The organism is Pseudomonas sp. 01L34, from assembly GCF_056400265.1.
In genome coordinates, this window is sequence record NZ_JBFTSX010000012.1 from 55,818 (window position 1) to 75,449 (window position 19,632).

Below are 19,632 nucleotides of genomic sequence, written 5' to 3' on the forward strand. Positions count from 1 at the left end.
CGTTTTAGTCTGGATATTACCGTTAAATGGGTTCACGGCTTCGGGTGCGAACCTTGCCTGACCTCTAAATCCCGGTTCGGGACGAGGGCATCACGCTAATTCGCGCGGGTCATCGGAGTCATGTTCCAGCAAGCATCAAATCCAGATTCTGCACTGCTGCCCCAGCTGCTCCCTTCCCAAGATTGTCAAACACCGCAGCCAACAAAACCTGGCCCGTTTCGTCATTCTCAAACACAGACAGTCGCAGATCATCAGTCCCGTTAAGTGCCTGAGGATCAAGGGACGTCAGCCCTTTAGCCTCCAGCATCGACATCACCTGTACATGGCTCGCATCGGCGTAGTGCTGCATCAGACACGCATGCAACTGCACCGCACTCAAACCTGGCGCCAACAACCGGGTTTGCAAGGGGATGGTCAGCACGATCCCCTGCCGAAAAGCGCCATAGGCCGGCACAAACATCGGCCGCTCCGTCAGACCGCTTTGCTGCTGAATCTCCGGAATATGTTTGTGTGCCAACCCCAGCCCATAGACCTGAAACGCCGACGCCTGTGCTGCGCCTTCTCCCTCATGCTCTTCCACCCCGACACGTCCTTTCCCGGAATAACCCGACACGGCATGAATGTTCATCGGGTAATCCCTGGGCAGTAATTCGGCCTCCAGTAAAGGGCGCAGCAACCCTATTGCCCCCGTTGGATAGCAACCGGGATTGCTGACCCGTCGCGCGGCGGCGATGCGTTGGCTCTGCTGCGAATTCATCTCCGCGAAACCATAGGTCCAGTCTGGATGGGTGCGGTGCGCCGAACTCGCATCGATCACCCGCACGGCGGGGTTTTCGATGGTCGCTACAGCGTCGCGCGCGGCTTGGTCGGGCAAGCAGAGAATCGCGATGTCGCAGTTATTGATGGCTTCGGCGCGACGTTGCGGATCCTTGCGATATTCGGGGCTGAGAGTGATAAGCCGCAGATCGCTGCGGTCGCGTAGGCGTTGATGGATTTGCAACCCGGTGGTGCCTTGGTCGCCATCGATGAATACAAGGGGACTTGCCATGGAATGCTCTCGGACGTTGGAAATCAGGAGTTCCAATCTTCAGTGAGGCGCTAAGATAGGAAAAGTTGAATTTATAAACGATGAAATTCAGTTTTTCTGAACGAGGAGTCACTCATGCGCGAAATCAGCCTGGACCGTCTGCGCACTTTGGTGGCGATTGCCGACCTGGGTTCATTTGCCGAGGCGGCCCGCGTGCTGCACTTGGCGCCACCCACGGTCAGTTTGCATATCGCCGACCTGGAAGCGCGCGTGGGCGGCAAGCTGTTGTCGCGCACGCGTGGGCGCGTTCAGCCTTCGGCGATTGGGAACACACTGGTGGAACGTGCGCGGCGTCTGTTGGCGGATGCGGAGCAGGCGCTTGAGGACGTGGAACGTCAGGTACAGGGATTGGCCGGGCGTGTGCGGCTAGGCGCCTCCACGGGGGCCATCGCACAGTTGATGCCGCACGCTTTGGAGACGTTGAGCCAGCGCCATCCCGCTATCGATGTGCAGGTCGCGGTGCTCACGTCGCAGGAAACTCTGAAGAAGCTTGCCGAGGGCTCGTTGGAAATCGGTTTGGTCGCGCTGCCGCAGTCCCCGGTGAAGGGCTTGCGGATCGAGCCATGGCGACGGGACCCGGTCATGGCCTTCTTGCCAGCTCGCTGGGAATCCCCGGAGGTTGTGACCCCCGACTGGCTGTCCACTCAGCCATTGATTCTGAATGACAACACCACTCGTCTTTCGCGTTTGACTGCGGAGTGGTTCGCCAGTGGTGGGCCGCAGCCTGCGCCGCGTATTCAACTGAACTACAACGATGCGATCAAAAGCCTGGTGGCGGCTGGCTATGGTGCGACGTTGTTGCCGCATGAAGCCTCCACGCCATTGCCCGATACCAGGATCGTCATGCGGCCATTAAAGCCCTTATTGTGGCGGCAACTGGGTATTGCCCACCGTAGTCGAGACATCGAACGGCCTACGCAACATGTGCTGGATGTGCTGTGGGAATTGAGTGCGGGGTAGGGGATTTTGTTAGAGGAGGGACAGCTTCTGGCCGTCATCTACCTGATGCAAAAGCCAGTGATTCCTGGCAACGCACTGGTCCGATGCGCTCGACTATCGGTCCAGCAGAGGTGCCAACAGTGCACACATGCCGCGCCAGTGCGAACCCTCCCAGTAAATCCGTTGGCAGGCGTCACAGCGCAGGAAGTGCGAATAGAGGACGCCAACGCGTGGCGGCACTTGCGGCCGGGCCAGTTCCGGGCTGATCTCGTGTAGCGGCAGGTTGCAATGGAGGCACAGGCTGAAGGGGCGCGCGCTACGCGCCAGGTCGAGGCGCTCGTACAATTCGCGCAGCTGCAGCGACGGTTTCAGGGCATGCACGTAACAGCCGTGGCTGATGATCCGCCGCTTGAGCAGTTCGCGGTCGCGGGTTAGCACGATGCGTCCTTGCTGCGCGGCGATTTCGGCGATCTCGGCATCGTCGAAGCCATTGTCGTAGAGGGTGTCGAAGCCGCTCATGCGCAGCAGGCTGGCCAGCCCGCCAAGGTGCGCATCAGCCACGAAGCGCAGCACCCGTAAAGGTTGCGTACGAACCTTGAGCAACGGGCTGATGTCCAGCGCTTCGAACTTGGGATACACCGCCAGCCGGTCACCGTCGAAGATCACCCGCTCGAAGCCCACCGACTCGCCGTTGAGCAGCACCATCTCGACCTCGGTGTGCGGTATCCCGAGCGCCTCGATCATGTGCTTGACCGTCGCCCCTTGCGCGCACTCGCAAGTGAAGGACTGCCGCCGCCGTTCGGCCGGCAGGAAATCGTTGAGCTCCTCGTAGAAGCGGAAAGTTGCACGGGTCATGCTGAACAGTATGGCAGGGCTGCAGGAAGAATGAGTTCAGCTGCTCGGTAGAGGGCGGGAGGGATGGATTATCAGGTTGAGCCAGCGCCTTCGAGCAACCCTGCGGTCGCTCGAAGGCGCTCCGGTTACTTCAGGTTGCCGCTGAGGAATTGCTGCAGGCGCTCGCTCTTGGGGTTGCCCAATACGTCCTCGGGCGCACCTTGCTCTTCGACCCGCCCCTGGTGCAGGAACAGCACCTGGTTCGACACTTTGCGCGCAAAGCTCATTTCGTGGGTCACCATGATCATGGTGCGGCCTTCTTCGGCCAGCCCCTGGATCACCTTGAGCACTTCGCCCACCAGTTCCGGGTCCAGGGCTGACGTCGGCTCGTCGAACAGCATGATCTCCGGTTCCATGCTCAGGGCACGGGCAATGGCGACCCGTTGCTGCTGACCACCTGAGAGAAACGCCGGGTATTGATCAGCAACCCGTGCCGGCAAACCGACCTTGTCCAGGTAGCGCCGGGCGCGATCCTCTGCGTCCTTCTTGCTGATACCCAGCACCCGGCGTGGAGCCATGGTGATGTTTTCCAGCACCGTCATGTGGCTCCACAGGTTGAAATGCTGGAACACCATCGCCAGGCGAGTGCGGATGCGTTGCAGCTCATTGGCGTCGGCCACGCGCATGCCGTGGCGGTCATGGACCATTCGAATTGGCTGGTTGTCCAGGCTCATGGCGCCGTCGTTGGGCGTTTCCAGGAAGTTGATGCAACGTAGAAAGGTGCTCTTGCCCGAACCACTGGCGCCGATCAGGCTGATCACATCGCCGGTCCTGGCGTTCAGCGAAACGCCCTTGAGGACTTCATGGTTGCCGTAACTTTTGTGCAGGTTTTCAACGGTCAATTTGTACATGAACAAGCATCCTGAATTAGTGAGCCGGGCCGAGGAAAGACAACCAACGGCGTTCAGCCAGGCGGAACAGGCCGACCAGGGAGAACGTGACTGCCAGGTAGATCAACGCGGCGAGGCCGAACGATTGGAAGGTCAGGAAGGTCGCCGAGTTGGCGTCCCGCGCGACTTTCAGGATGTCCGGGATGGTCGCGGTGAAGGCCACGGTGGTCGAGTGCAGCATCAGAATCACTTCGTTGCTGTAGTAAGGCAGCGAGCGACGCAGGGCGGACGGCATGATCACGTAGGTGTACAGCTTCCAGCCGGTCAGCCCGTAGGCTTTGGCCGCTTCGACTTCACCATGGTTCATGCTGCGAATCGCCCCGGCGAAGATCTCCGTGGTGTAGGCGCAGGTGTTCAGGGCGAAGGCGAGGATGGTGCAGTTCATCGCGTCGCGAAAGAACGCATCCAGTACTGGCTGAGCCCGCACCGCGGCCAGGCTGTAAATGCCGGTGTAACAGATCAGCAGCTGAATATAGAGCGGCGTACCGCGAAACAGGTAGGTGTAGAACTGCACCGGCCAGCGCACCCAGACATTGCTCGAGACCCGGGCAATCGACAGCGGGATCGACATCACGAAGCCGAAGAAGATCGAAGCACTGAGCAGCCAAAGGGTCATGGCCAGCCCGGTGATGTGATTGCCGTCCTGGAACAGGAAAGGTTTCCAGTATTCCTGCAGTAGCTCGATCATCGCACGGCCTCCCGGGTGCCTGCGGCGTAGAAGATTTCCATCCGGCGCAAGACGTAGTTCGAAACGGTGGTGATCACCAGATAGATCAAGGCGGCCAGAATCAGGAAGAAGAACAGCTGATAGGTGCTCTTGCCCGCGTCCTGGGCCACCTTGACCAGATCGGCCAGGCCGATGATCGACACCAGCGCGGTGGCCTTGAGGATCACCATCCAGTTATTACCGATGCCCGGCAGGGCAAAACGCATCATTTGCGGGAACACCACCAGGCGGAAGCGCTGAGCGCGGGTCAGGCCGTAGGCGGTAGCCGCTTCCATCTGCCCTCGCGGTACGGCAAGGATGGCGCCACGGAAGGTTTCGGTGAAATAAGCCCCGTAGATGAAGCCCAGGGTAATGACCCCGGCGCTGAACGGGTTGATCTCGACGTATTCCCATTCCATGAAGTCGGTAAACGAGGACAGCCAGGTTTGCAGGCTGTAGAAGATCAGCAGCATCAGCACCAGGTCCGGCACCCCGCGAATCAGCGTGGTGTAGGCCTGCGCAGGGACACGCAGCAGTGCCGATTTCGAAAGCTTGGCGCTGGCGCCGATCAGGCCCAGGCCAACGCTCACCAGCAAGCACAGAAAGGATAATTTGACCGTCATCCAGGAGCCTTGCAGCAACAGCGGGCCGAAACCCTTGAGGCTAAAGTCTGACAGCCCAAGAATCTGCAATAGGTTTTCTAACATTGAGCAGCCCTACGTCAATCAAAGAAGAGCCCATCCGGAAATGGGCGCAGGGTCATTATTTGTCGCTGTAGAGATTCAGATCGCCAAAGTGCTTCTGCTGGACGGCCACATAGGTGCCATTGTCGTGCAGTGCCTTGATAGCTTTGTTCAGCAAGGCCTGGAGCTCGACGTTGCCTTTGGTGAGACCCACGGCGGTCTTGGCTGGAAGGAGGGGATTTTCGACCGGCTCGCTGACTTGGAAGTCGGCGCCTGGTGGCGACTTCAGGAAGCCCAGTTCGGCTTGCAGCATGTCCTGGATCGAGGCATCGAGGCGTCCGGAGATCAAGTCAGCGTACACCTGGTCCTGGTTGGCGTAGGCCTGGGTCTCTACCCCGGCCTTGTCCAGCACGGCCTTGGCGTAGGCTTCCTGGATGGAGCCTTGCTCGTAGCCGATTTTCTTGCCCTTGAGGGAGGCCGGATCGGTGCCGATGGCCGCGCCTTTCTTGAATACCAGCGCGGTCGGGCCAGAGAACAGCTCGTTCGAGAAATCGATGACTTTCTCACGCGCCGGCGTGACGGTCATGGAAGAGATCACGCCATCGAACTTGTTGGCCTTGAGGCCGGGAATCATGCCGTCGAAGTCGCTTTCAACCCACTTGCACTTGACCTTCAGCTCCGCGCAGATCGCGTTGCCCAGGTCGATGTCGAAGCCCACCAGGCCGCCGTCGGCGGCCTTGGATTCGAATGGCGCATAAGAGGGGTCGACGCCAAAGCGCAACTCCTTGTACTCCTTGGCCAGCGCAGAACCGGCAGCCACACACAAAGCCAATGCAGAAAGAGTGAGAAATGCTTTTTTCATTATTTTATTCCCAGGGACCATCGAAAGCGCTTGTGCCGCAAGAGCGCGTGTACTGCGTTGCGAAATGTCCTATGCACACGCAAGTACTTGTACAGACAAGCATATGCAATCACCCGGCCAATTCGCCGATCGGGCGTTTGAGAAAGCGCTTACGGCGCTCTGGGATGGGCTTGGCAGGCAGGTGAACGCTGGGGGGAGGCAGCCCGCGGGGCTGTTACCTAAGCAGGTTTTTACACCGGGCTGGGGTATGCGGTAACAAAGTGTGGGTTAAGGGCGCCGACTTTCCTGGCTCAAGCCTTGACCCAACGCTGACGGCTCCAGCTACTCAATGTATCGACGGCCAAGACCAATAACAGCATCGCCAGAATAACCGTGCTGGCTTGAGCTTCCTGGAACAGGCTGAGGCTGACATAGAGCATTTGCCCCAAACCACCGGCGCCGACGAAGCCGAGCACGCTGGCCATGCGGATGTTGTTTTCCCAGCGGTACAGGATGTAGGCCAGTAGCTGTGGCAACAGGTTGGGCAGCGTGCCGTAACAGAACGCCCATACGGTATTGGCGCCCTGCAAACGGATGGCGTCGGCCGGTTCTGGTGGGGTGTTTTCCAGTGCTTCGGCGAACAACCGGCCGAGCACGCCGGTGGTGTGCAGGGCCAAGGCCAGGGTGCCGGCGTTGGGGCCGAGCCCGGCGGCCAGGACCATCAGCGCGGCCCATACCAGTTCCGGCACCGCGCGCAAGGCGTTGAGCACCAGGCGTGACGCGCTCTGCAAAGGCCAGCCGTAGCGCCCGGCTGCGGGCAATGCCAGTAACAGGCCGAACACCGCCGCGAGCAGGGTGCCAAGGGCCGACATGGCCAGGGTTTCCAGGGCGCCGTGGCCGATGGCTTGCAGATGGCCCGGGCTCAGGTCCGGGCTGAGAAAACGCTGCGCATACGCGCCCATCTGCTTCAGGTTGCCGGCGCCGCCGAGCTCGCCGAGGTCGATGCCCAGGTAGTTGAACGAGGCGATGACCGCTGCGCCGATGCACAGGAGCAGTGCCAGGTTGAACAGGCGATTCATGTCAGCCTCCAGCGCAGCAGACGGCTGAGTTGATCGGCGAGCAGCACCAGGACGAGGAACGTCAATAACAGACTGGCCACTTCACCGCCGGCGAACATGCGCAACGACAAATCCATTTGCTGGCCCAGGCCGCCGGCACCGACGAAGCCCATCACCACTGAGGCGCGGATTGCGCATTCCCAGCGGTACACCGTGTACGACAGCAGTTCCGCAGCGACATTGGGCAGGATTCCGTAGCAAAAGGCGGCGAGCCGACCACTGCCGGACTGCAGTAGCGCGTGTACCGGGCGCTGGTCGACCGACTCGAAAATTTCCGCATAGACCTTGCCCAACATGCCGCTGTAGGTGATGGCAATGGCCAGTACCCCGGCTGTCGGGCCGAGGCCGACGGCGCGCACGAACAGCAGGGCCCAGACAATTTCTGGCACGCTGCGCAGGAAGATCAGCAAGCCGCGTATGGGCCAACGCAGCAGTTGGCCCCAATAGCTCGGGTGGCCAGCGCGGGAGGCAGCAGACAGCGACAGGGCACGACTGGCGAGCAGGCCGGCGGGAACAGCCAACAGCAACGCCAGGGCCATGCCGGCCGTGGCGATGGCCAGGGTCTGCAGGGTGGCTTGCAACAACAGCTGGATGAACTCGTCGCCATGGGCCGGTGGCCAGAAGGCGGACACGAACCGGCCCATCTCGCTCTGACTGTCACTCGCCACCAGCACACGGAGGTCCAACTCGCTGAAGCGGATGCCGGGCCACAGCAAGGCAAGGGCCAGCAGGGTGAGCAGCAGACGGGGCAGTGCGGCCGGATCGCGGGTGTCAGACGTCAGCATCGGGGGATCTGCACACTCAAGGGAGCCGGAGGAATCGGCGAGGACTGCAACTGCTCATTGGCGTAGAGCTTGTCGAGCAGCTCGCGGTCGACGGCGCTGGCCGCAAGGTCGAACAGGATCTGTCCATCACGCAAGCCGATGATGCGCGAAAAGTGCGCCAGGGCCAGCTCCACCGCGTGCAGGCTGGCGACCAGGGTGACGTTCTGCTCCCGGGCATGGCGGCACAGCACCGAAAGCGTGTGCTGGGCCAACACCGGGTCCATGGCCGATACCGGCTCATCGGCCAGCAACACCTCGGGCGCTTGATACAACACGCGGGCAATGCCCACGCGCTGTAGCTGTCCGCCGGACAGTTGCTGGCAATGCGCGAACAACTTGTCACTCAGGTCCAGCCTGGCCAATGCCGCGCGTGCGCCCGGAACATCCAGCGGATGCAGCAGGTTCAGCAGGCTCTTGCCCAGACCCCACTGACCCAGCTTGCCGGCCAGCACCGCGGTGACCACGCGCTGGCGCGGGGGCAGGGGAGGCGCCTGATGAATCAGACCGATACGCGCGCGCAGCCGCTGACGCTGACGGGCAGAAAGCTGCCAGACGCGCTCGCCGAGCACCTGCAGCTCGCCGTTGCCCGGTCGCAGGGCGGTGGCTAACAGGTTGAGCAGGCTCGACTTACCCGCGCCGGACGGGCCGATGATCGCGACCTGTTCGCGTGCACCGATGTGCAGATCCACGCCACGCAGCGCCTGGACACCGTTGGCGTGGGTAAGGCTGACCTGGGTCAGATGCAATGTCATTTGAGCAGTTCGGCGGCGCGTGCGGCTTCCTCGATGCCCTTGTAGTTCTCAGGCTTGGTTTCGATGAAGCGGCTGGCGGCCTGCAGGTCCAGAATCTCCTTGTCCCTCGGGTTCGCCGGATCGAGCGCCAGGAACGCAGCCTTTATCTTGGCCGCCAGCGCCGGGTCGAGGGTTCCGCGCACCGTCCAGTTGTAGTCGAAGTACGCAGGGGTGGTCGAAAACACTTTGACCTTGGTGGTATCGACCTTGCCGGCGGCGACCAGTTTTTCCCACACGCTGGCGTTGAGCACCCCGGCGTCGACCTTGCCAGCCTGGACCCAGGCAACGGTGGCGTCATGGGCACCGGAGTACCCCACGCGGCTAAAGTACGTTTCCGGCTTGATGCCCTCCTTGAGCATGAAATAGCGCGGCATCAGACTGCCGGAAGTGGAGGACACTGAGCCGAAGGCAAAGGTCTTGCCCTTGAGATCGGCTAGGGACTTGACGGCAGGGTCGGCGGTGATGAATTTGCTGGTGAATTGGGCGTCCTGTTCGCGCTGCACCAGCGGGATGGCATTGCCGGTTTTCAAGCGTGCCTGCACGAACGTGAAACCGCCCAGCCAGGCCAGATCGATGCGATCGGTAGCCAGTGCCTCGACCACCGCCGGATAGTCGCTTACAGGTACGAACTCGACCTTCATGCCCAATTGTTGTTCCAGATAGGCGCCAAGCGGCTTGAACTTGCGCAGCAGCTCGGTCGGGGCTTCATCGGGAATCGCGCTGACTTTCAGGGTCTCGGCGGCTTGCGCCAGCAGGGTGCAAAAAGACAAGGACAAGCCGACGGCCAGTGCCAGGGTACGCTTGAGCATGGAAGATCTCCGGTGCATTTACGGAAGAATGTCGAGGCGCCTGGCACAAGGTGATTGCTGCGTGGCGCTTTGTGAGGGTAGCCGAAATGGAGCGAAATTGACTGCTTTTGGGCTATTGCGGTTTATTGCGAAGGGCGGCATACGACCCGAAGCTGCCCGTTGAATCAGGCTGCAATCGGCCGCAGTCACCGGCAAGCAGCAGTTCGTAACTGTTATCCGATGCAAAGTTTGGCCATTGAATTTATAAAGGCGGCAAAGCACCGTATCAGGACGCCGTAAAGGTATTTTCCATCGGCCAGCGCATTTCCAGATGTTCAGTCAAATAATTCATAAAAGCTTTGACCTTGGGTGTGATGGCGGCGCGTTCCTGGACGCATACATAAATATCGAGCGGTTCAGCGTAGGCATAAGTTGAAGCGTGGCGATGTTCAAACAGAGGAACGAGTTGGCCACTTTCGATAAAGGGCGCCGCCACGAACTCCGCCAAACGGGTTATTCCCGCGCCACGGACGGCCATTTGGGCTAGAGCGTCAACATCGTCGCTGATTGCGGTCGCATTGAGAGTAGCGTCGTAACGTTGCCCATCCCGGATAAAACCCCAACGTAGAAAGCGTCCGTCTAGCGGGTAGCGAAACGGTAGACAGGCGTGGTGCTGGAGTTCTTCAGGATCGCGTGGCCAGCCGGCTCGTTCCAAATAGATGGGTGACGCGCAGATGATAAAAGGGACTGAAACGATCTTGCGAGCGACGATCCCCTCTTCTAGTTGTGGTTTTATCCGCAGGCTCAGATCAATGCCTTCTTGAATATGATTAATTTTGCGATCTGTGGTTGAGAGTTCAAGTATCAGGCGTGGGTAACGTGCAGCGAAGCCGGCGATTAGTGGCGCCAACACATGCCGCCCGAAAGCGGAGGTAGAAGCGATGCACAGTCGCCCTTGGAGTTGAGTCTGCGCGCTGGTGATCGCGCTTTGCGCCGATTCGAGATCACGCGCTATACGTTTCACTTTTTCGTAGTACACCATGCCGCTTTCGGTTAACGCCATGCTACGCGTGGTGCGCTGGAGAAGGCGCGTACCCAGGTGGGTTTCCAAGCGATTTAGGGTCTGGCTAATGGCTGCCGCACTGACGCCCAGGGTTTTGGCCGCGCCCACGATGGAGCCCGCTTCAACCACTTTGATAAAGCTAGCAATCGCCCCTAACAGGTTCATCTTTGTTCCAGCGAGAAGAGTCATTCATAAGATTTTGTTTATAAAGCAACCACTGCTAGCCGTCTAGTTGCTAATTTTTGATCTTGCTATGGTGTTCATCACCTACCAATCGAAGATCAAAAAGGTCTGATATGAATCCAAAAACATCCTCTAAAGCTCTATATTTCAACCAACGCAAGCTCTCGGTTCGCGCTACGCCTTATGTTTTCGCACTGTATATGGCCACCATCATGGCGCTCTTGATGTCATTCGTGATCACCGCGGCAAATTCCGGTATTGAGAATGATTACCTAAGTAATGCGCTGCACGCCTATAAATTGGCCATGCCAGTGGCATTCCTGTGCATACTCGTCGTTCGCCCCATTGTGCTCAAACTGGTGTCTTTGACTGTACACCCACATCGTTAAGGGCGGCCGCTTGCGGCCCAATTGACGGGGCGTTGTGGACAACCCTATTGGGTCGACTGTTGCCGGCCGCCATAGGTCGGAGTCGACCTAAAGCTGACACTGTCCGCAGTCAGCTTCGAGTCTTCTCTCGATCCAGCAGGTTGTGGGCTATTCAGCGACGCCACGATCCCTCGGGCAATTCGACCTGCCGATGGGCCGCAGCCAAGGCAACCTTCAACCCCTCTTTATCCAGCGGTATGCAGTAGGCGGGTTTAGCCCGTTCGAATCGCCAGCTTTCATCAAGACTGCCCGCATCTACCGCGTCGAATCCAATCTCGTCCAGTAACTTGATCACCAGCGCTTTCGCCGCCGGATCATCCGCCGCGATCGGCAGTGCGCGTCGGTCGGGCGCTGCTTTCGGGCGCGCGTCCTGCACCAGGTCCTGGGCGAGGATTGCATTGAACACCTTGACCACGCTGGAGTGGGGCAGGTGCTCGGCGAGCAAGCGGCTGGTGGTGGTTTCGAATCGGTCGAGAGCGGCAATGTGACCGTCGCGCTCCGGGTAGTAATTATTGGCATCCAGCACGGTTTTGCCCTCTAGCCACTTGGCTGGCACGCTTCGGTAATGCTCAAGAGGAATTGCCACGAGTACAACTTCGCCAAATTGTGCTGCGTCCTCGATAGTGCCGACCTGACTGCCAGGAATGCCACTGCGCACGCTGCTCATGGTCTGTGGCCCACGTGAATTGCTGAGCATCGCCTCGTGTCCCGCGGCGATGACCAATTGCGCCACTGCACGTCCGATGAAGCCTGCCCCAATAATGCCGATACGCATGTCCTTGCTCCGCTGGTTAAGTAAGAAGAAACCATGATGATTGCCAACCAACAGCAGATAAATAATCATCGGCTACTTAGTCTCGTTACCAGGAGTGTTGAATGATGGACCGTCTGACGAGCATGGGAGCGTTTGTGATGGCGGCGGAATCCGGCTCCTATGCCAGTGCTGCCGAGCGATTGGGCCTGTCGGCGCAGATGGTGGCCAAGCATGTTGCCGCGCTTGAGCAGCGGCTAGGTGCGCGGCTGCTGAACCGGACCACCCGACGCCAGAGCCTGACTGAGTTGGGCAGCGCTTACTACGAACGCTGTAAGCACATTTTGAGCGAGGCTCAGGCAGCCGACTCCCTGGCGCAGATCATGAACGACACCCCGCGCGGCAAACTGAAAATCAGCGCTCCCGTCACGTTCGGTTCCTATAGCCTCATGCCTTTTGTGACGGAGTTTTTGCGTCAACACCCGGAAGTCGAAATCGATCTGCATTTGACCGATCGCTTCGTCGATCTGGTGGAGGAGGGTTATGAAGTGATTTTCAGAATTGGCCCGTTGACCGCGTCCAGTTTGACCGCCAGGCCGTTGGCACCTTATCGGTTGGTAGCCTGTGCGGCACCGAGCTACTTGACCGACCGCGGAGTGCCGCAAATACCGGATGATCTGAAGAACCATGAGTGTCTGGGGTATGCCTATTGGTCCCGGCCGGCCGACCGCGAATGGGTATTCTGCAAAGGCTCCGCAGTTGAACGGGTACAAGTCGTCAGTCGATTGCAGGTCAACGAGAGCAAAGCACTGCTGTCGGCAGCGCTGGACGGGTTCGGGATCGTCCTTGGTCCCGAAGACTTTCTTGAGCCCGCGTTGCGCAGCGGTGAGTTGGTTCGACTGTTAGCTGATTACGAAGCACCGAGCCGACAAATGCATTTGCTCTACACGGCCAATCGTCAGAGAACTGCCAAACTCCGACGATTTATCGAGGCTGCGCTCGTCCGCTTTGGTGCTCCTTGAGCAAGCTTTTGAGTTGTCTCAGCCGCATTGAATTGTGATTGATCGCGGTCGCAGGCTACTGCTTCATTGACTGGCTGCTGTTGGGCCGATTGTTGCCTGTCGCCAAAGGCAGTGAACGACCGATTTTGTTGAAAAAGTCGGTCTGCCCAAACTGCCTGATCATTGACTGGTGAAAACACCTTTTTTGCACGCTGCTACGTGAAATCTGAGTCCGGAAGCCACTGCAAAAAGTAAAGATTTCAATCTCGGACGCGTACTTTTCTGATACGCAAACCATGGCCGACTTCTTCAACAGAATCGGCCAGAAGCAGTCAATCGCTAAAACTCCAGTGCCCCAAATGGGCCGCTTTTTCTGCATATCTGCACGACTGGATAGCTAAGCGGCGCGTACTCGCGCCGAATACCTAAAATCCTTTAATCGCCTCACATCATGAACAAGACACGGAGAGCCCTATGGAGCAGCGCAAACACATTTGCGGCACAGACGAGATCAGAGTTCACCTTAAGGACGGTAGCGAGCTTAAGTACTGGGCACAAAAAAATTGTGGATTCCAAGAATGAGATAAGATCAGCCGTCAAGGAGGCTGGCGAGTCGCTTACCGCAGTCCAGCGGCGGATCAAGCTAATCCAGCACGCATGAGAAAGCAGTCCGGCCCAGTGTCGGGATTCGCTACTTGAAGTCCTCTCGCCCATCACCATTCGCCTCCTGCTACGCTCTCACTTAGCGCCCCTAAGCAGCTCACGGCATTGTTGGGTCGCCAGGAGCCTAAAATGAAATGCGCATTTCTGACGTTCATAACCCTACTCACCTGCTCATCGGCAATAGCATCACCGCCAGATGGAGAAACACTTTTTCAAGATAACTGCGTTGTTTGTCACGGGCCTCGAGGCACGGGAGGATCGGCACCTAAGCTGGCCGGAGATGCCAGTGAGTGGAAATCAAAAGTATTTGAGCGAGCAGTGCTGAGCGGTATCGACGACCATGGGAAGCCTCTGAAGGCGCCAATGCCGCATTGGGCTAGCGCTAGCTTCAAATCTGACAGCGGTGTAAAGCCAAGCAAACTTGAAATTGATGCAATTCAGAAATACCTGCATCAGCAAAAGTAGTGTGTTTGCTTCGACCGAATGCTTTCGTTTCGGCGACATGCTTTTCACGCAGTGCTCACAGAATGGAGCGCAGATTACCCCTGCTCCTTTGAATAATCCCCATTTGGCCCGCCCGCATGCGGGCCATTTTTTTGGCTGCTACGCGTTCCTGGTTCAAAGGAGAAGTGGCCATACCTGACATCTATGTTTCGAATCTTCGGCAGCTTCATCGACGCTGAGCAGAAAGGTGGTTAGCATCCCACAAACCTAAACGCGCCAAAGGTATCTAGCAGTACGAATGGAGCTGGCGGCCAGATCTAGGCTGCGGGCTATCGTAAGAAGTCATTTAGCACTGTTAGCATTGGCGGCTACGTTAGGTCGGGAGGCTGTTATGGAGGGCTCCGGTGTGGGACAAAACCGAGCGCAAGAACGACAGCTTTTCGAGCAATGATTTCCACTGGAATGAGGAGGCCGAGGAATACCGCTGCCCAGCCGGCAACGCATTGCGCAGCGAATGGCGAGCCTTCAAGAACGAGCGCTCGCACGTTACCAAAGCCAACACCATCATCTTCCGATCCCGGCAAACCGACTGCGTGAACTGCCCGATGAAAGCCCGGTGCTGCCCGAACACTTCGTTTCGCAAGATCGCTCGCAGTGTCCATGAAGCCGCGCGGGATGTGGCTCGGCGCATTGCAGTGACACCGGAGTACGTGCGCTCTCGCCACGAACGCAAGAAGGTCGAAATGTTGTTTGCCCACCTCAAGTGCATCTTGAAACTGGATCGCTTGCGACTACGTGGTATGAGTGGCGCGTCCGATGAGTTCACGCTGGCGGCCGCGGTACAGAACCTGCGACGTCTGGCCAAACTTTTACCGCGGTTCTCTGGTGGTAGCCGTGCCTGCGTTCAGGCCAGTTGAAAATCCGACTTTTTCAACAGAATCGACCCATTGCAAGCGATCGCAGCCAATGCAGTTACGGTCAGTTTGCCCGCGCCGAGAGTCGCGTCGTGCAAGATCTACCCGGTTGCGCCGCACTGGAGCATCACGCTGCATCAATGCCTGTTGCAACCGCCGAGCCACTGCTACACCAGGACAATACGTTTGAGCTTGGCGTTCAGTGCGGCGAACGCCGCTTCGGTACTGGCCTTGTGGTTGGTGATGAGCACGTCGATGCGTTCTGGCGGGCAGAAAGCGACGCGGCTCTCCACGCCGATCTTGCTGTAGTCGGCGAGGATGACCACGCCTTCGGCATTGTCGGCCATGGCGCGCGCCACTTCGGCTTCGCGGTGGTCGTAGTTGCTGGCACCGCGCTGGGCGTCGATGCCGACGGGCGATAACAGCGCGAGGTCGGCCCGATAGCGGCCAATTTCCGCCACCGTGGTGCCGCCAACCGTAGCGGGAGCACGGTCGCCGAGCGAGCCGCCCAGTACGATCACCTCGTTGTGCTGGCCGCCTGGCACAGCGGGATTACGCAATTGCAGCGCCACGTTGAACGAGTTGGTGATCACGGTCAGCCCTCCCAGCTTGGCCAGCTCTTCGGCGAGGATGACGGTGGTGGTGCCCGCGTCGATAAACACAGTCTGTCCGTGCGACAGCAGACTGACCGCTGCGCGCGCGAGGTCACGCTTGAATTTGACGTTGATGTTCGCCCGCTCGGCGATGGGCGCTTCGTCCTCAACGCGGATGGCGCCGCCGTGTATCCGCTTCAACTCTCCCTGTTCCTCCAGAGCGACCAGGTCGCGTCGCACCGTCTCGCGTGAAACGTTCAGCTCCGTGACGATGCGGTCGGTGGTGACGCGCTGCAAAGTCGATAGTAGTGCGCGGATCCGCTGGTAACGCTCTTCTTGCCACATACCGGGTGTCCCTGCTGTTCGAGTCGCTGTCCGAGCACGCATTGTGGAGAGGCGTCAGTCGCTGTCAAGTTTGGCGCGGCCTCGTGATCATTGGGTTGGCGCAGCCTGCGCGTCATGTTTGTGTGATATTGAGGCATTATTGTTTTTTTGTGTATTTGGAGCTAGCCTCGTGGCCGGACGGTTTCTTCCCCTCGTCCGCATTTCGAAACACGCTTTCGCCATCGCCTCGGTTGTAACCTCTCATTTAGAAGTAGGAGCTATGCCATGCAGCGTCGCCAGTTTCTGAACACCCTCGCCACCGTTTCCGTTGTCAGTCCGCTGTTGTTGTCGTCCCGCATAACGCAAGCCGCCACGCCCCCGGCCACACCAAGTGCGCTGGACCCGGCGCGCTGGTCGCCGCTCAACCAAAAGCGTCTGCAGGCGGTGATCGATGAGCACGGCGTCAAGAGCGCGTCCTACCGCCCTGACCAGCGCCCGTACGCGGTGTTCGACTGGGACAACACCTGCATCATGAACGACTGCGAAGAAGCGCTGCTGGTCTACCAGATCAATCATCTGCAGTACAAGCTGACGCCCGATGAGTTCGCTGAGGTGGTGCGTCAGGACGTGCCGAACGGCGCGTTCATGAAGGACTACACCACGGTGGACGGCAAGCCGGTCAAGATGGAAGACATCGCCAGCGACGTAGAAGCGGATTACCGCTGGTTGCACGCCAACTACAAGGGGCTCGCCGGCGACAAGAGCCTGGAAGAGATTCAGGCCAGCGAGCAGTACAAGGATTTTCTCGCCAAGCTCTACTTTATGTACGACGCGATCTGCGACAGTTACCCGGTGGAGATCGGCTATAAGTGGATTCTGTATTTCTACAAGAACATGACCACGGCTGAGTTGCAGGCGATGGCCGAGGCTTCCAACAACTACGCCATCGGCGACGCACTGCGCAAGGTCAAGTACGAGAGCTCACGCACGTTGCCGGGCAAGGCCGGGGTGGTGGCGGATACGCACTTCCATGGCATCCGCATCCATGAGGAAATCCGCGGCCTGATGCACACGCTGCGTGCCAACGGCATCGACGTCTATGTCAGCACCGCCTCGATCGACGATGTGGTACGCGTGTTTGCGGGCAATCCTCATTACGGATACGACGTGCCGCCTGAGAACGTGATCGGCCTGCGCATGGCGATGGAAGGCGGCAAGTACACCACTCGCTATCAGCCGGACTGGCACTTCAACTACGGGCCGGGCAAGACCGTCGGCATCAAGAACGTGCTGGTTAAACAGAAGGGCTATGGCCCGGTGTTGGTGGCTGGCGACAGCGATGGCGATGCCTGGATGCTGCGCGACTTCAACGATACGGCGGTGGGGGTGATCGTCAACCGCATGAAGAAGGGTGAGATCGGCGCCGACAGCCAGCAGGCCGCTACCCAGTTGGGCACCCCGAACGCCCGCTTCATCCTGCAGGGGCGCAACGAGCACACTGGCCTGATGATTCCAGACGAGAAATCGCTCAAGTACGGTAAAGATGAGCTTAAGCTGCTGGCTTGATGGCACTGGCTCGCGGGTGGCCGGCGGCCATCCGCGAGCCGCAGTGCAACTCGCCTTGTACCTGCGGGAATGATGATTCTGCGTCGGAAAGTCGTTACCGCTACCGGCCCGAGTGAGTCAGTCGTATCGAGTCAAAATTGTGAGTGGCCCTGGAATTACGAGGCGCGCCCCACAGACCGTTTTTGGCCGATTTCTGCCTGTCACGACCCGCGGTAAATTTAGGTGTGAATAATTTTTTCGGGGCTCTTCAGGGCTGCAAGGAAGTCGTGTTCACCCTCAGCTCCCCACCATGGGATAGATATAACGCCGCCGAGGTCTCTTAGCTGCCGCAGTAGCTCCAACAATGAGTAGATCTGATCTTGTCCCCACTGAGCCCCCATCCGATAGTCCAATGTGAGGCTATTAGTGAAAACGTAAACACCAAGGTCTGGTATTTGACCCCGGGTGCCGTACAGCCCACCGAGAACGACGTGGAATGCCTCTGCTGCTCCTGAGCTTACAAGCAAAGCATCCTGAGGGCCGGAGAATGGCTTCCCACTTTGGGATGCTTTGATCCAAAGGTAGCCGCCGTCAACAGTGACATTTTTCGCGCCATGATCGAACAGATATTGAAATGCCTGCGGTACAAACGACGAATCTGAATACGTCACCACAACCTCAGGGAGCGATCCATCGTTAGTTGCAAAGTATTCGGAAAAATTCACGTGGCGTGCCTATCGTTTGCAAGGGACGGGGCATTTCCGATGAGCCGATGCCCCCTAGATGATTGTGAGGTGTTGGCCAAGGTTGAGCCAATCTGTCGTTATTAACCCAACTGAAAACTGATTGCGAGCGGATGGTCAATGCTTTGGGCGGGAAGGGATGGCTCTGAGGGGTAGCTTTCGATCCGAAACGGACACAGACGGGGCATTCCGATTAGCTGAATTGACGCTCATACAGAGTGACCTGCTGAGGAAACAGCTCACCATAGAGAGGATATGGAATACCGAAAATGTTCACTTCGATGCAAGGCGACGGGAACTCTTTGGAGTAATCCAGGATGGCCAGACCCTCACATGTAATTACCAGACCCGCTTCTGTCTGAACAGAAAGATCCAGAACGGTCTGATCGTGGTGGTTCGTTGAGCACTCGTTCTGGATAGCAGCGTACCCATCGGCAGGTTCGAATTGGCCTGAAGCAACGCCCATGGGGGGATCTCCGTAATCGAGCGCCGAGTAGCCCACCAAAACCAACCCGCTATAAATTGAGAATCGCGTCATACGACTGCCTGTTTTTGCCATGCATTAGACCCAACAGCGGTATATCACTCGGCTAGTACTTAAGCGAGGGCGGGCGGTTGAGCGACCGCAAATGGCCGTTTGCAGCCGGTCGTGAAGGGCAGAAATTCATCGCGTTCACTAAGATCTGAGGTGTTGGTAGTCAAACGGAGGCGCGCAATGAATCGGTCATCGCTATTTTTCGGATCGTTCAGCATCGCCTGTAGCGCGACAGCCGCTGTTCCACCGCCCATGGGCCCATTCGATGTGATCGAATGGCCGGCCACTCTGAAGGAGGCCCCTTCGCAAGGCGCTACGCTTGGGGCGTTCGTCATTCAATTCGAGAAAACAACGCTAGCGCAGGTGATGAGCGAAGCTTCCGTTGGCACCCTCGCACATCGAGGCGATGCAGGTGCAAGTGTGTATTGGTTGTGCTTCACCCAGCCAAGTGTCGGCGTGCGGATATGGATCATCTCGAATGCCGAGATGGGCGGGGACAGCCACTATGTGACCAGTGTTGTCGCCGAAAAACTCAAGACTGCACAGCCGAGCAGTGACTGTCCTGCGTTACCGGCACAGTTGCATCCTGTGTCATTTGCCAATCACCTATGGCCAGGTTCTACAGATATAGATATTCAAAGAGTGCTCGGGATGCCTTCACATCAGAATGGCGCATGGCGGACTTTCGACTTCCAGGGCAGAAAGCAAGGCAAGTGCGAAGGCGGATACGACGTGTATAACTGGCTGTGGACCCGGTCGGACAACGGGCGCATCAATAGGATTGATGCGGGTCAAACAACCAGCTGCTAGCCGCACTGTTGATATCGCTTCTGGCAAATAGCTGCTTCTGATCAGAGGCAGCTTCACGTACTGAGGCAGTCAGA

General features: G+C 58.4%; 21 protein-coding genes and 1 pseudogene. 7 read left to right on the top strand and 15 right to left on the bottom strand.

Translation table 11 applies throughout. The features are described from left to right. Nucleotides 1-118: 118 nt before the first annotated feature. Nucleotides 119-1,048: an N-acetyl-gamma-glutamyl-phosphate reductase gene (gene argC / locus AC1DQM_RS28485; protein WP_477747165.1), complete on the bottom strand. Its 930-nt coding sequence runs from the start codon at nt 1,046-1,048 to the stop codon at nt 119-121. A gap of 114 nt (nt 1,049-1,162) precedes the next feature. Between argC and AC1DQM_RS28490 the strand changes: the two genes are divergently transcribed. Then, the gene (locus tag AC1DQM_RS28490; protein ID WP_064618643.1) at nt 1,163-2,047 is read left to right on the top strand and encodes a LysR family transcriptional regulator; all 885 of its coding nucleotides are present in this window, start codon (nt 1,163-1,165) and stop codon (nt 2,045-2,047) included. A 93-nt stretch (nt 2,048-2,140) separates the two neighbouring features. On the opposite strand, the gene AC1DQM_RS28495 is transcribed toward AC1DQM_RS28490, so the two are convergent. From AC1DQM_RS28495 to AC1DQM_RS28540, 10 genes are all read right to left on the bottom strand, one after another. Continuing rightward, nucleotides 2,141-2,881 carry a Mut7-C RNAse domain-containing protein gene (locus AC1DQM_RS28495; protein ID WP_477747166.1) on the bottom strand — a complete coding sequence of 247 codons (741 nt, stop codon included), beginning with the start codon at nt 2,879-2,881 and terminating at the stop codon, nt 2,141-2,143. Between the two features lie 125 nt (nt 2,882-3,006). Next, the gene (locus AC1DQM_RS28500; protein WP_477747167.1) at nt 3,007-3,771 is read right to left on the bottom strand and encodes an ABC transporter ATP-binding protein; all 765 of its coding nucleotides are present in this window, start codon (nt 3,769-3,771) and stop codon (nt 3,007-3,009) included. Nucleotides 3,772-3,787: 16 nt separating this feature from the next. Then, on the bottom strand, nt 3,788-4,498 hold the full coding sequence (locus AC1DQM_RS28505) for an ABC transporter permease (RefSeq protein ID WP_064618600.1): 711 nt from the start codon (nt 4,496-4,498) through the stop codon (nt 3,788-3,790). Beyond that, on the bottom strand, nt 4,495-5,223 hold the full coding sequence (locus AC1DQM_RS28510) for an ABC transporter permease (RefSeq protein ID WP_018925638.1): 729 nt from the start codon (nt 5,221-5,223) through the stop codon (nt 4,495-4,497). The genes AC1DQM_RS28505 and AC1DQM_RS28510 overlap by 4 nt, the downstream gene beginning before the upstream one ends. A 55-nt stretch (nt 5,224-5,278) precedes the next feature. After that, a complete protein-coding gene (locus tag AC1DQM_RS28515) occupies nt 5,279-6,061 on the bottom strand; it encodes a transporter substrate-binding domain-containing protein (RefSeq protein ID WP_086944919.1) in 783 nt (260 codons plus the stop codon). A gap of 290 nt (nt 6,062-6,351) precedes the next feature. Then, complete coding sequence (gene phnE / locus AC1DQM_RS28520) at nt 6,352-7,119, bottom strand: phosphonate ABC transporter, permease protein PhnE (protein ID WP_086944918.1); 768 nt, start codon at nt 7,117-7,119, stop codon at nt 6,352-6,354. Beyond that, complete coding sequence (gene phnE / locus AC1DQM_RS28525; RefSeq protein WP_018925641.1) at nt 7,116-7,943, bottom strand: phosphonate ABC transporter, permease protein PhnE; 828 nt, start codon at nt 7,941-7,943, stop codon at nt 7,116-7,118. Before phnE (AC1DQM_RS28525) ends, phnE (AC1DQM_RS28520) begins: the two co-directional genes overlap by 4 nt. Beyond that, nucleotides 7,937-8,734: a phosphonate ABC transporter ATP-binding protein gene (locus tag AC1DQM_RS28530; RefSeq protein ID WP_019648578.1), complete on the bottom strand. Its 798-nt coding sequence runs from the start codon at nt 8,732-8,734 to the stop codon at nt 7,937-7,939. Before AC1DQM_RS28530 ends, phnE (AC1DQM_RS28525) begins: the two co-directional genes overlap by 7 nt. After that, on the bottom strand, nt 8,731-9,582 hold the full coding sequence (locus AC1DQM_RS28535) for a putative selenate ABC transporter substrate-binding protein (RefSeq protein ID WP_018925643.1): 852 nt from the start codon (nt 9,580-9,582) through the stop codon (nt 8,731-8,733). The genes AC1DQM_RS28530 and AC1DQM_RS28535 overlap by 4 nt, the downstream gene beginning before the upstream one ends. A 265-nt stretch (nt 9,583-9,847) precedes the next feature. Further along, nucleotides 9,848-10,789 (bottom strand): LysR family transcriptional regulator, encoded by a 942-nt coding sequence (locus AC1DQM_RS28540; protein WP_018925644.1) that lies wholly within the window; start codon nt 10,787-10,789, stop codon nt 9,848-9,850. A gap of 131 nt (nt 10,790-10,920) precedes the next feature. Between AC1DQM_RS28540 and AC1DQM_RS28545 the strand changes: the two genes are divergently transcribed. Continuing rightward, nucleotides 10,921-11,196 carry a DUF2798 domain-containing protein gene (locus AC1DQM_RS28545; RefSeq protein WP_477747168.1) on the top strand — a complete coding sequence of 92 codons (276 nt, stop codon included), beginning with the start codon at nt 10,921-10,923 and terminating at the stop codon, nt 11,194-11,196. A gap of 151 nt (nt 11,197-11,347) precedes the next feature. On the opposite strand, the gene AC1DQM_RS28550 is transcribed toward AC1DQM_RS28545, so the two are convergent. Beyond that, entirely contained in the window at nt 11,348-12,010 is a 663-nt protein-coding gene (locus AC1DQM_RS28550) for an NADPH-dependent F420 reductase (protein ID WP_086945143.1), read from the bottom strand. Between the two features lie 101 nt (nt 12,011-12,111). Between AC1DQM_RS28550 and AC1DQM_RS28555 the strand changes: the two genes are divergently transcribed. From AC1DQM_RS28555 to AC1DQM_RS28565, 3 genes and pseudogenes are all read left to right on the top strand, one after another. Beyond that, entirely contained in the window at nt 12,112-13,008 is an 897-nt protein-coding gene (locus tag AC1DQM_RS28555) for a LysR family transcriptional regulator (RefSeq protein ID WP_477747169.1), read from the top strand. A gap of 771 nt (nt 13,009-13,779) precedes the next feature. Then, nucleotides 13,780-14,115, top strand: coding sequence for a c-type cytochrome (locus AC1DQM_RS28560; protein WP_477744485.1), 336 nt, complete (start codon nt 13,780-13,782; stop codon nt 14,113-14,115). 380 nt (nt 14,116-14,495) lie between these two features. After that, a pseudogene (locus tag AC1DQM_RS28565) lies at nt 14,496-15,011 on the top strand (transposase); the annotation flags it as partial. Between the two features lie 164 nt (nt 15,012-15,175). Here AC1DQM_RS28565 and AC1DQM_RS28570 read toward each other — a convergent pair. Continuing rightward, the gene (locus AC1DQM_RS28570) at nt 15,176-15,946 is read right to left on the bottom strand and encodes a DeoR/GlpR family DNA-binding transcription regulator (protein ID WP_085717995.1); all 771 of its coding nucleotides are present in this window, start codon (nt 15,944-15,946) and stop codon (nt 15,176-15,178) included. A 264-nt stretch (nt 15,947-16,210) separates the two neighbouring features. On the opposite strand from AC1DQM_RS28570, the gene AC1DQM_RS28575 reads away from it, so the two are divergent. Continuing rightward, complete coding sequence (locus AC1DQM_RS28575) at nt 16,211-17,491, top strand: haloacid dehalogenase-like hydrolase (RefSeq protein ID WP_018925648.1); 1,281 nt, start codon at nt 16,211-16,213, stop codon at nt 17,489-17,491. Nucleotides 17,492-17,709: 218 nt separating this feature from the next. On the opposite strand, the gene AC1DQM_RS28580 is transcribed toward AC1DQM_RS28575, so the two are convergent. Further along, on the bottom strand, nt 17,710-18,195 hold the full coding sequence (locus tag AC1DQM_RS28580) for a hypothetical protein (protein ID WP_477747170.1): 486 nt from the start codon (nt 18,193-18,195) through the stop codon (nt 17,710-17,712). Nucleotides 18,196-18,406: 211 nt separating this feature from the next. Then, a complete protein-coding gene (locus AC1DQM_RS28585; RefSeq protein ID WP_064618589.1) occupies nt 18,407-18,679 on the bottom strand; it encodes a hypothetical protein in 273 nt (90 codons plus the stop codon). A 249-nt stretch (nt 18,680-18,928) separates the two neighbouring features. Here AC1DQM_RS28585 and AC1DQM_RS28590 point away from each other — a divergent pair, with 249 nt between their 5' ends. After that, nucleotides 18,929-19,558: a hypothetical protein gene (locus AC1DQM_RS28590; protein WP_477747171.1), complete on the top strand. Its 630-nt coding sequence runs from the start codon at nt 18,929-18,931 to the stop codon at nt 19,556-19,558. Nucleotides 19,559-19,632: the final 74 nt, after the last annotated feature.

Bases quoted from the DNA above. Each gene is read 5' to 3' on its own strand.
- argC (WP_477747165.1), bottom strand. From the start codon at position 1,048: ATGGCAAGTCCCCTTGTATTCATCGATGGCGACCAAGGCACCACCGGG.
- AC1DQM_RS28490 (WP_064618643.1), top strand. From the start codon at position 1,163: ATGCGCGAAATCAGCCTGGACCGTCTGCGCACTTTGGTGGCGATTGCC.
- AC1DQM_RS28495 (WP_477747166.1), bottom strand. From the start codon at position 2,881: ATGACCCGTGCAACTTTCCGCTTCTACGAGGAGCTCAACGATTTCCTG.
- AC1DQM_RS28500 (WP_477747167.1), bottom strand. From the start codon at position 3,771: ATGTACAAATTGACCGTTGAAAACCTGCACAAAAGTTACGGCAACCAT.
- AC1DQM_RS28505 (WP_064618600.1), bottom strand. From the start codon at position 4,498: ATGATCGAGCTACTGCAGGAATACTGGAAACCTTTCCTGTTCCAGGAC.
- AC1DQM_RS28510 (WP_018925638.1), bottom strand. From the start codon at position 5,223: ATGTTAGAAAACCTATTGCAGATTCTTGGGCTGTCAGACTTTAGCCTC.
- AC1DQM_RS28515 (WP_086944919.1), bottom strand. From the start codon at position 6,061: ATGAAAAAAGCATTTCTCACTCTTTCTGCATTGGCTTTGTGTGTGGCT.
- phnE (WP_086944918.1), bottom strand. From the start codon at position 7,119: ATGAATCGCCTGTTCAACCTGGCACTGCTCCTGTGCATCGGCGCAGCG.
- phnE (WP_018925641.1), bottom strand. From the start codon at position 7,943: ATGCTGACGTCTGACACCCGCGATCCGGCCGCACTGCCCCGTCTGCTG.
- AC1DQM_RS28530 (WP_019648578.1), bottom strand. From the start codon at position 8,734: ATGACATTGCATCTGACCCAGGTCAGCCTTACCCACGCCAACGGTGTC.
- AC1DQM_RS28535 (WP_018925643.1), bottom strand. From the start codon at position 9,582: ATGCTCAAGCGTACCCTGGCACTGGCCGTCGGCTTGTCCTTGTCTTTT.
- AC1DQM_RS28540 (WP_018925644.1), bottom strand. From the start codon at position 10,789: ATGAACCTGTTAGGGGCGATTGCTAGCTTTATCAAAGTGGTTGAAGCG.
- AC1DQM_RS28545 (WP_477747168.1), top strand. From the start codon at position 10,921: ATGAATCCAAAAACATCCTCTAAAGCTCTATATTTCAACCAACGCAAG.
- AC1DQM_RS28550 (WP_086945143.1), bottom strand. From the start codon at position 12,010: ATGCGTATCGGCATTATTGGGGCAGGCTTCATCGGACGTGCAGTGGCG.
- AC1DQM_RS28555 (WP_477747169.1), top strand. From the start codon at position 12,112: ATGATGGACCGTCTGACGAGCATGGGAGCGTTTGTGATGGCGGCGGAA.
- AC1DQM_RS28560 (WP_477744485.1), top strand. From the start codon at position 13,780: ATGAAATGCGCATTTCTGACGTTCATAACCCTACTCACCTGCTCATCG.
- AC1DQM_RS28570 (WP_085717995.1), bottom strand. From the start codon at position 15,946: ATGTGGCAAGAAGAGCGTTACCAGCGGATCCGCGCACTACTATCGACT.
- AC1DQM_RS28575 (WP_018925648.1), top strand. From the start codon at position 16,211: ATGCAGCGTCGCCAGTTTCTGAACACCCTCGCCACCGTTTCCGTTGTC.
- AC1DQM_RS28585 (WP_064618589.1), bottom strand. From the start codon at position 18,679: ATGGGCGTTGCTTCAGGCCAATTCGAACCTGCCGATGGGTACGCTGCT.
- AC1DQM_RS28590 (WP_477747171.1), top strand. From the start codon at position 18,929: ATGAATCGGTCATCGCTATTTTTCGGATCGTTCAGCATCGCCTGTAGC.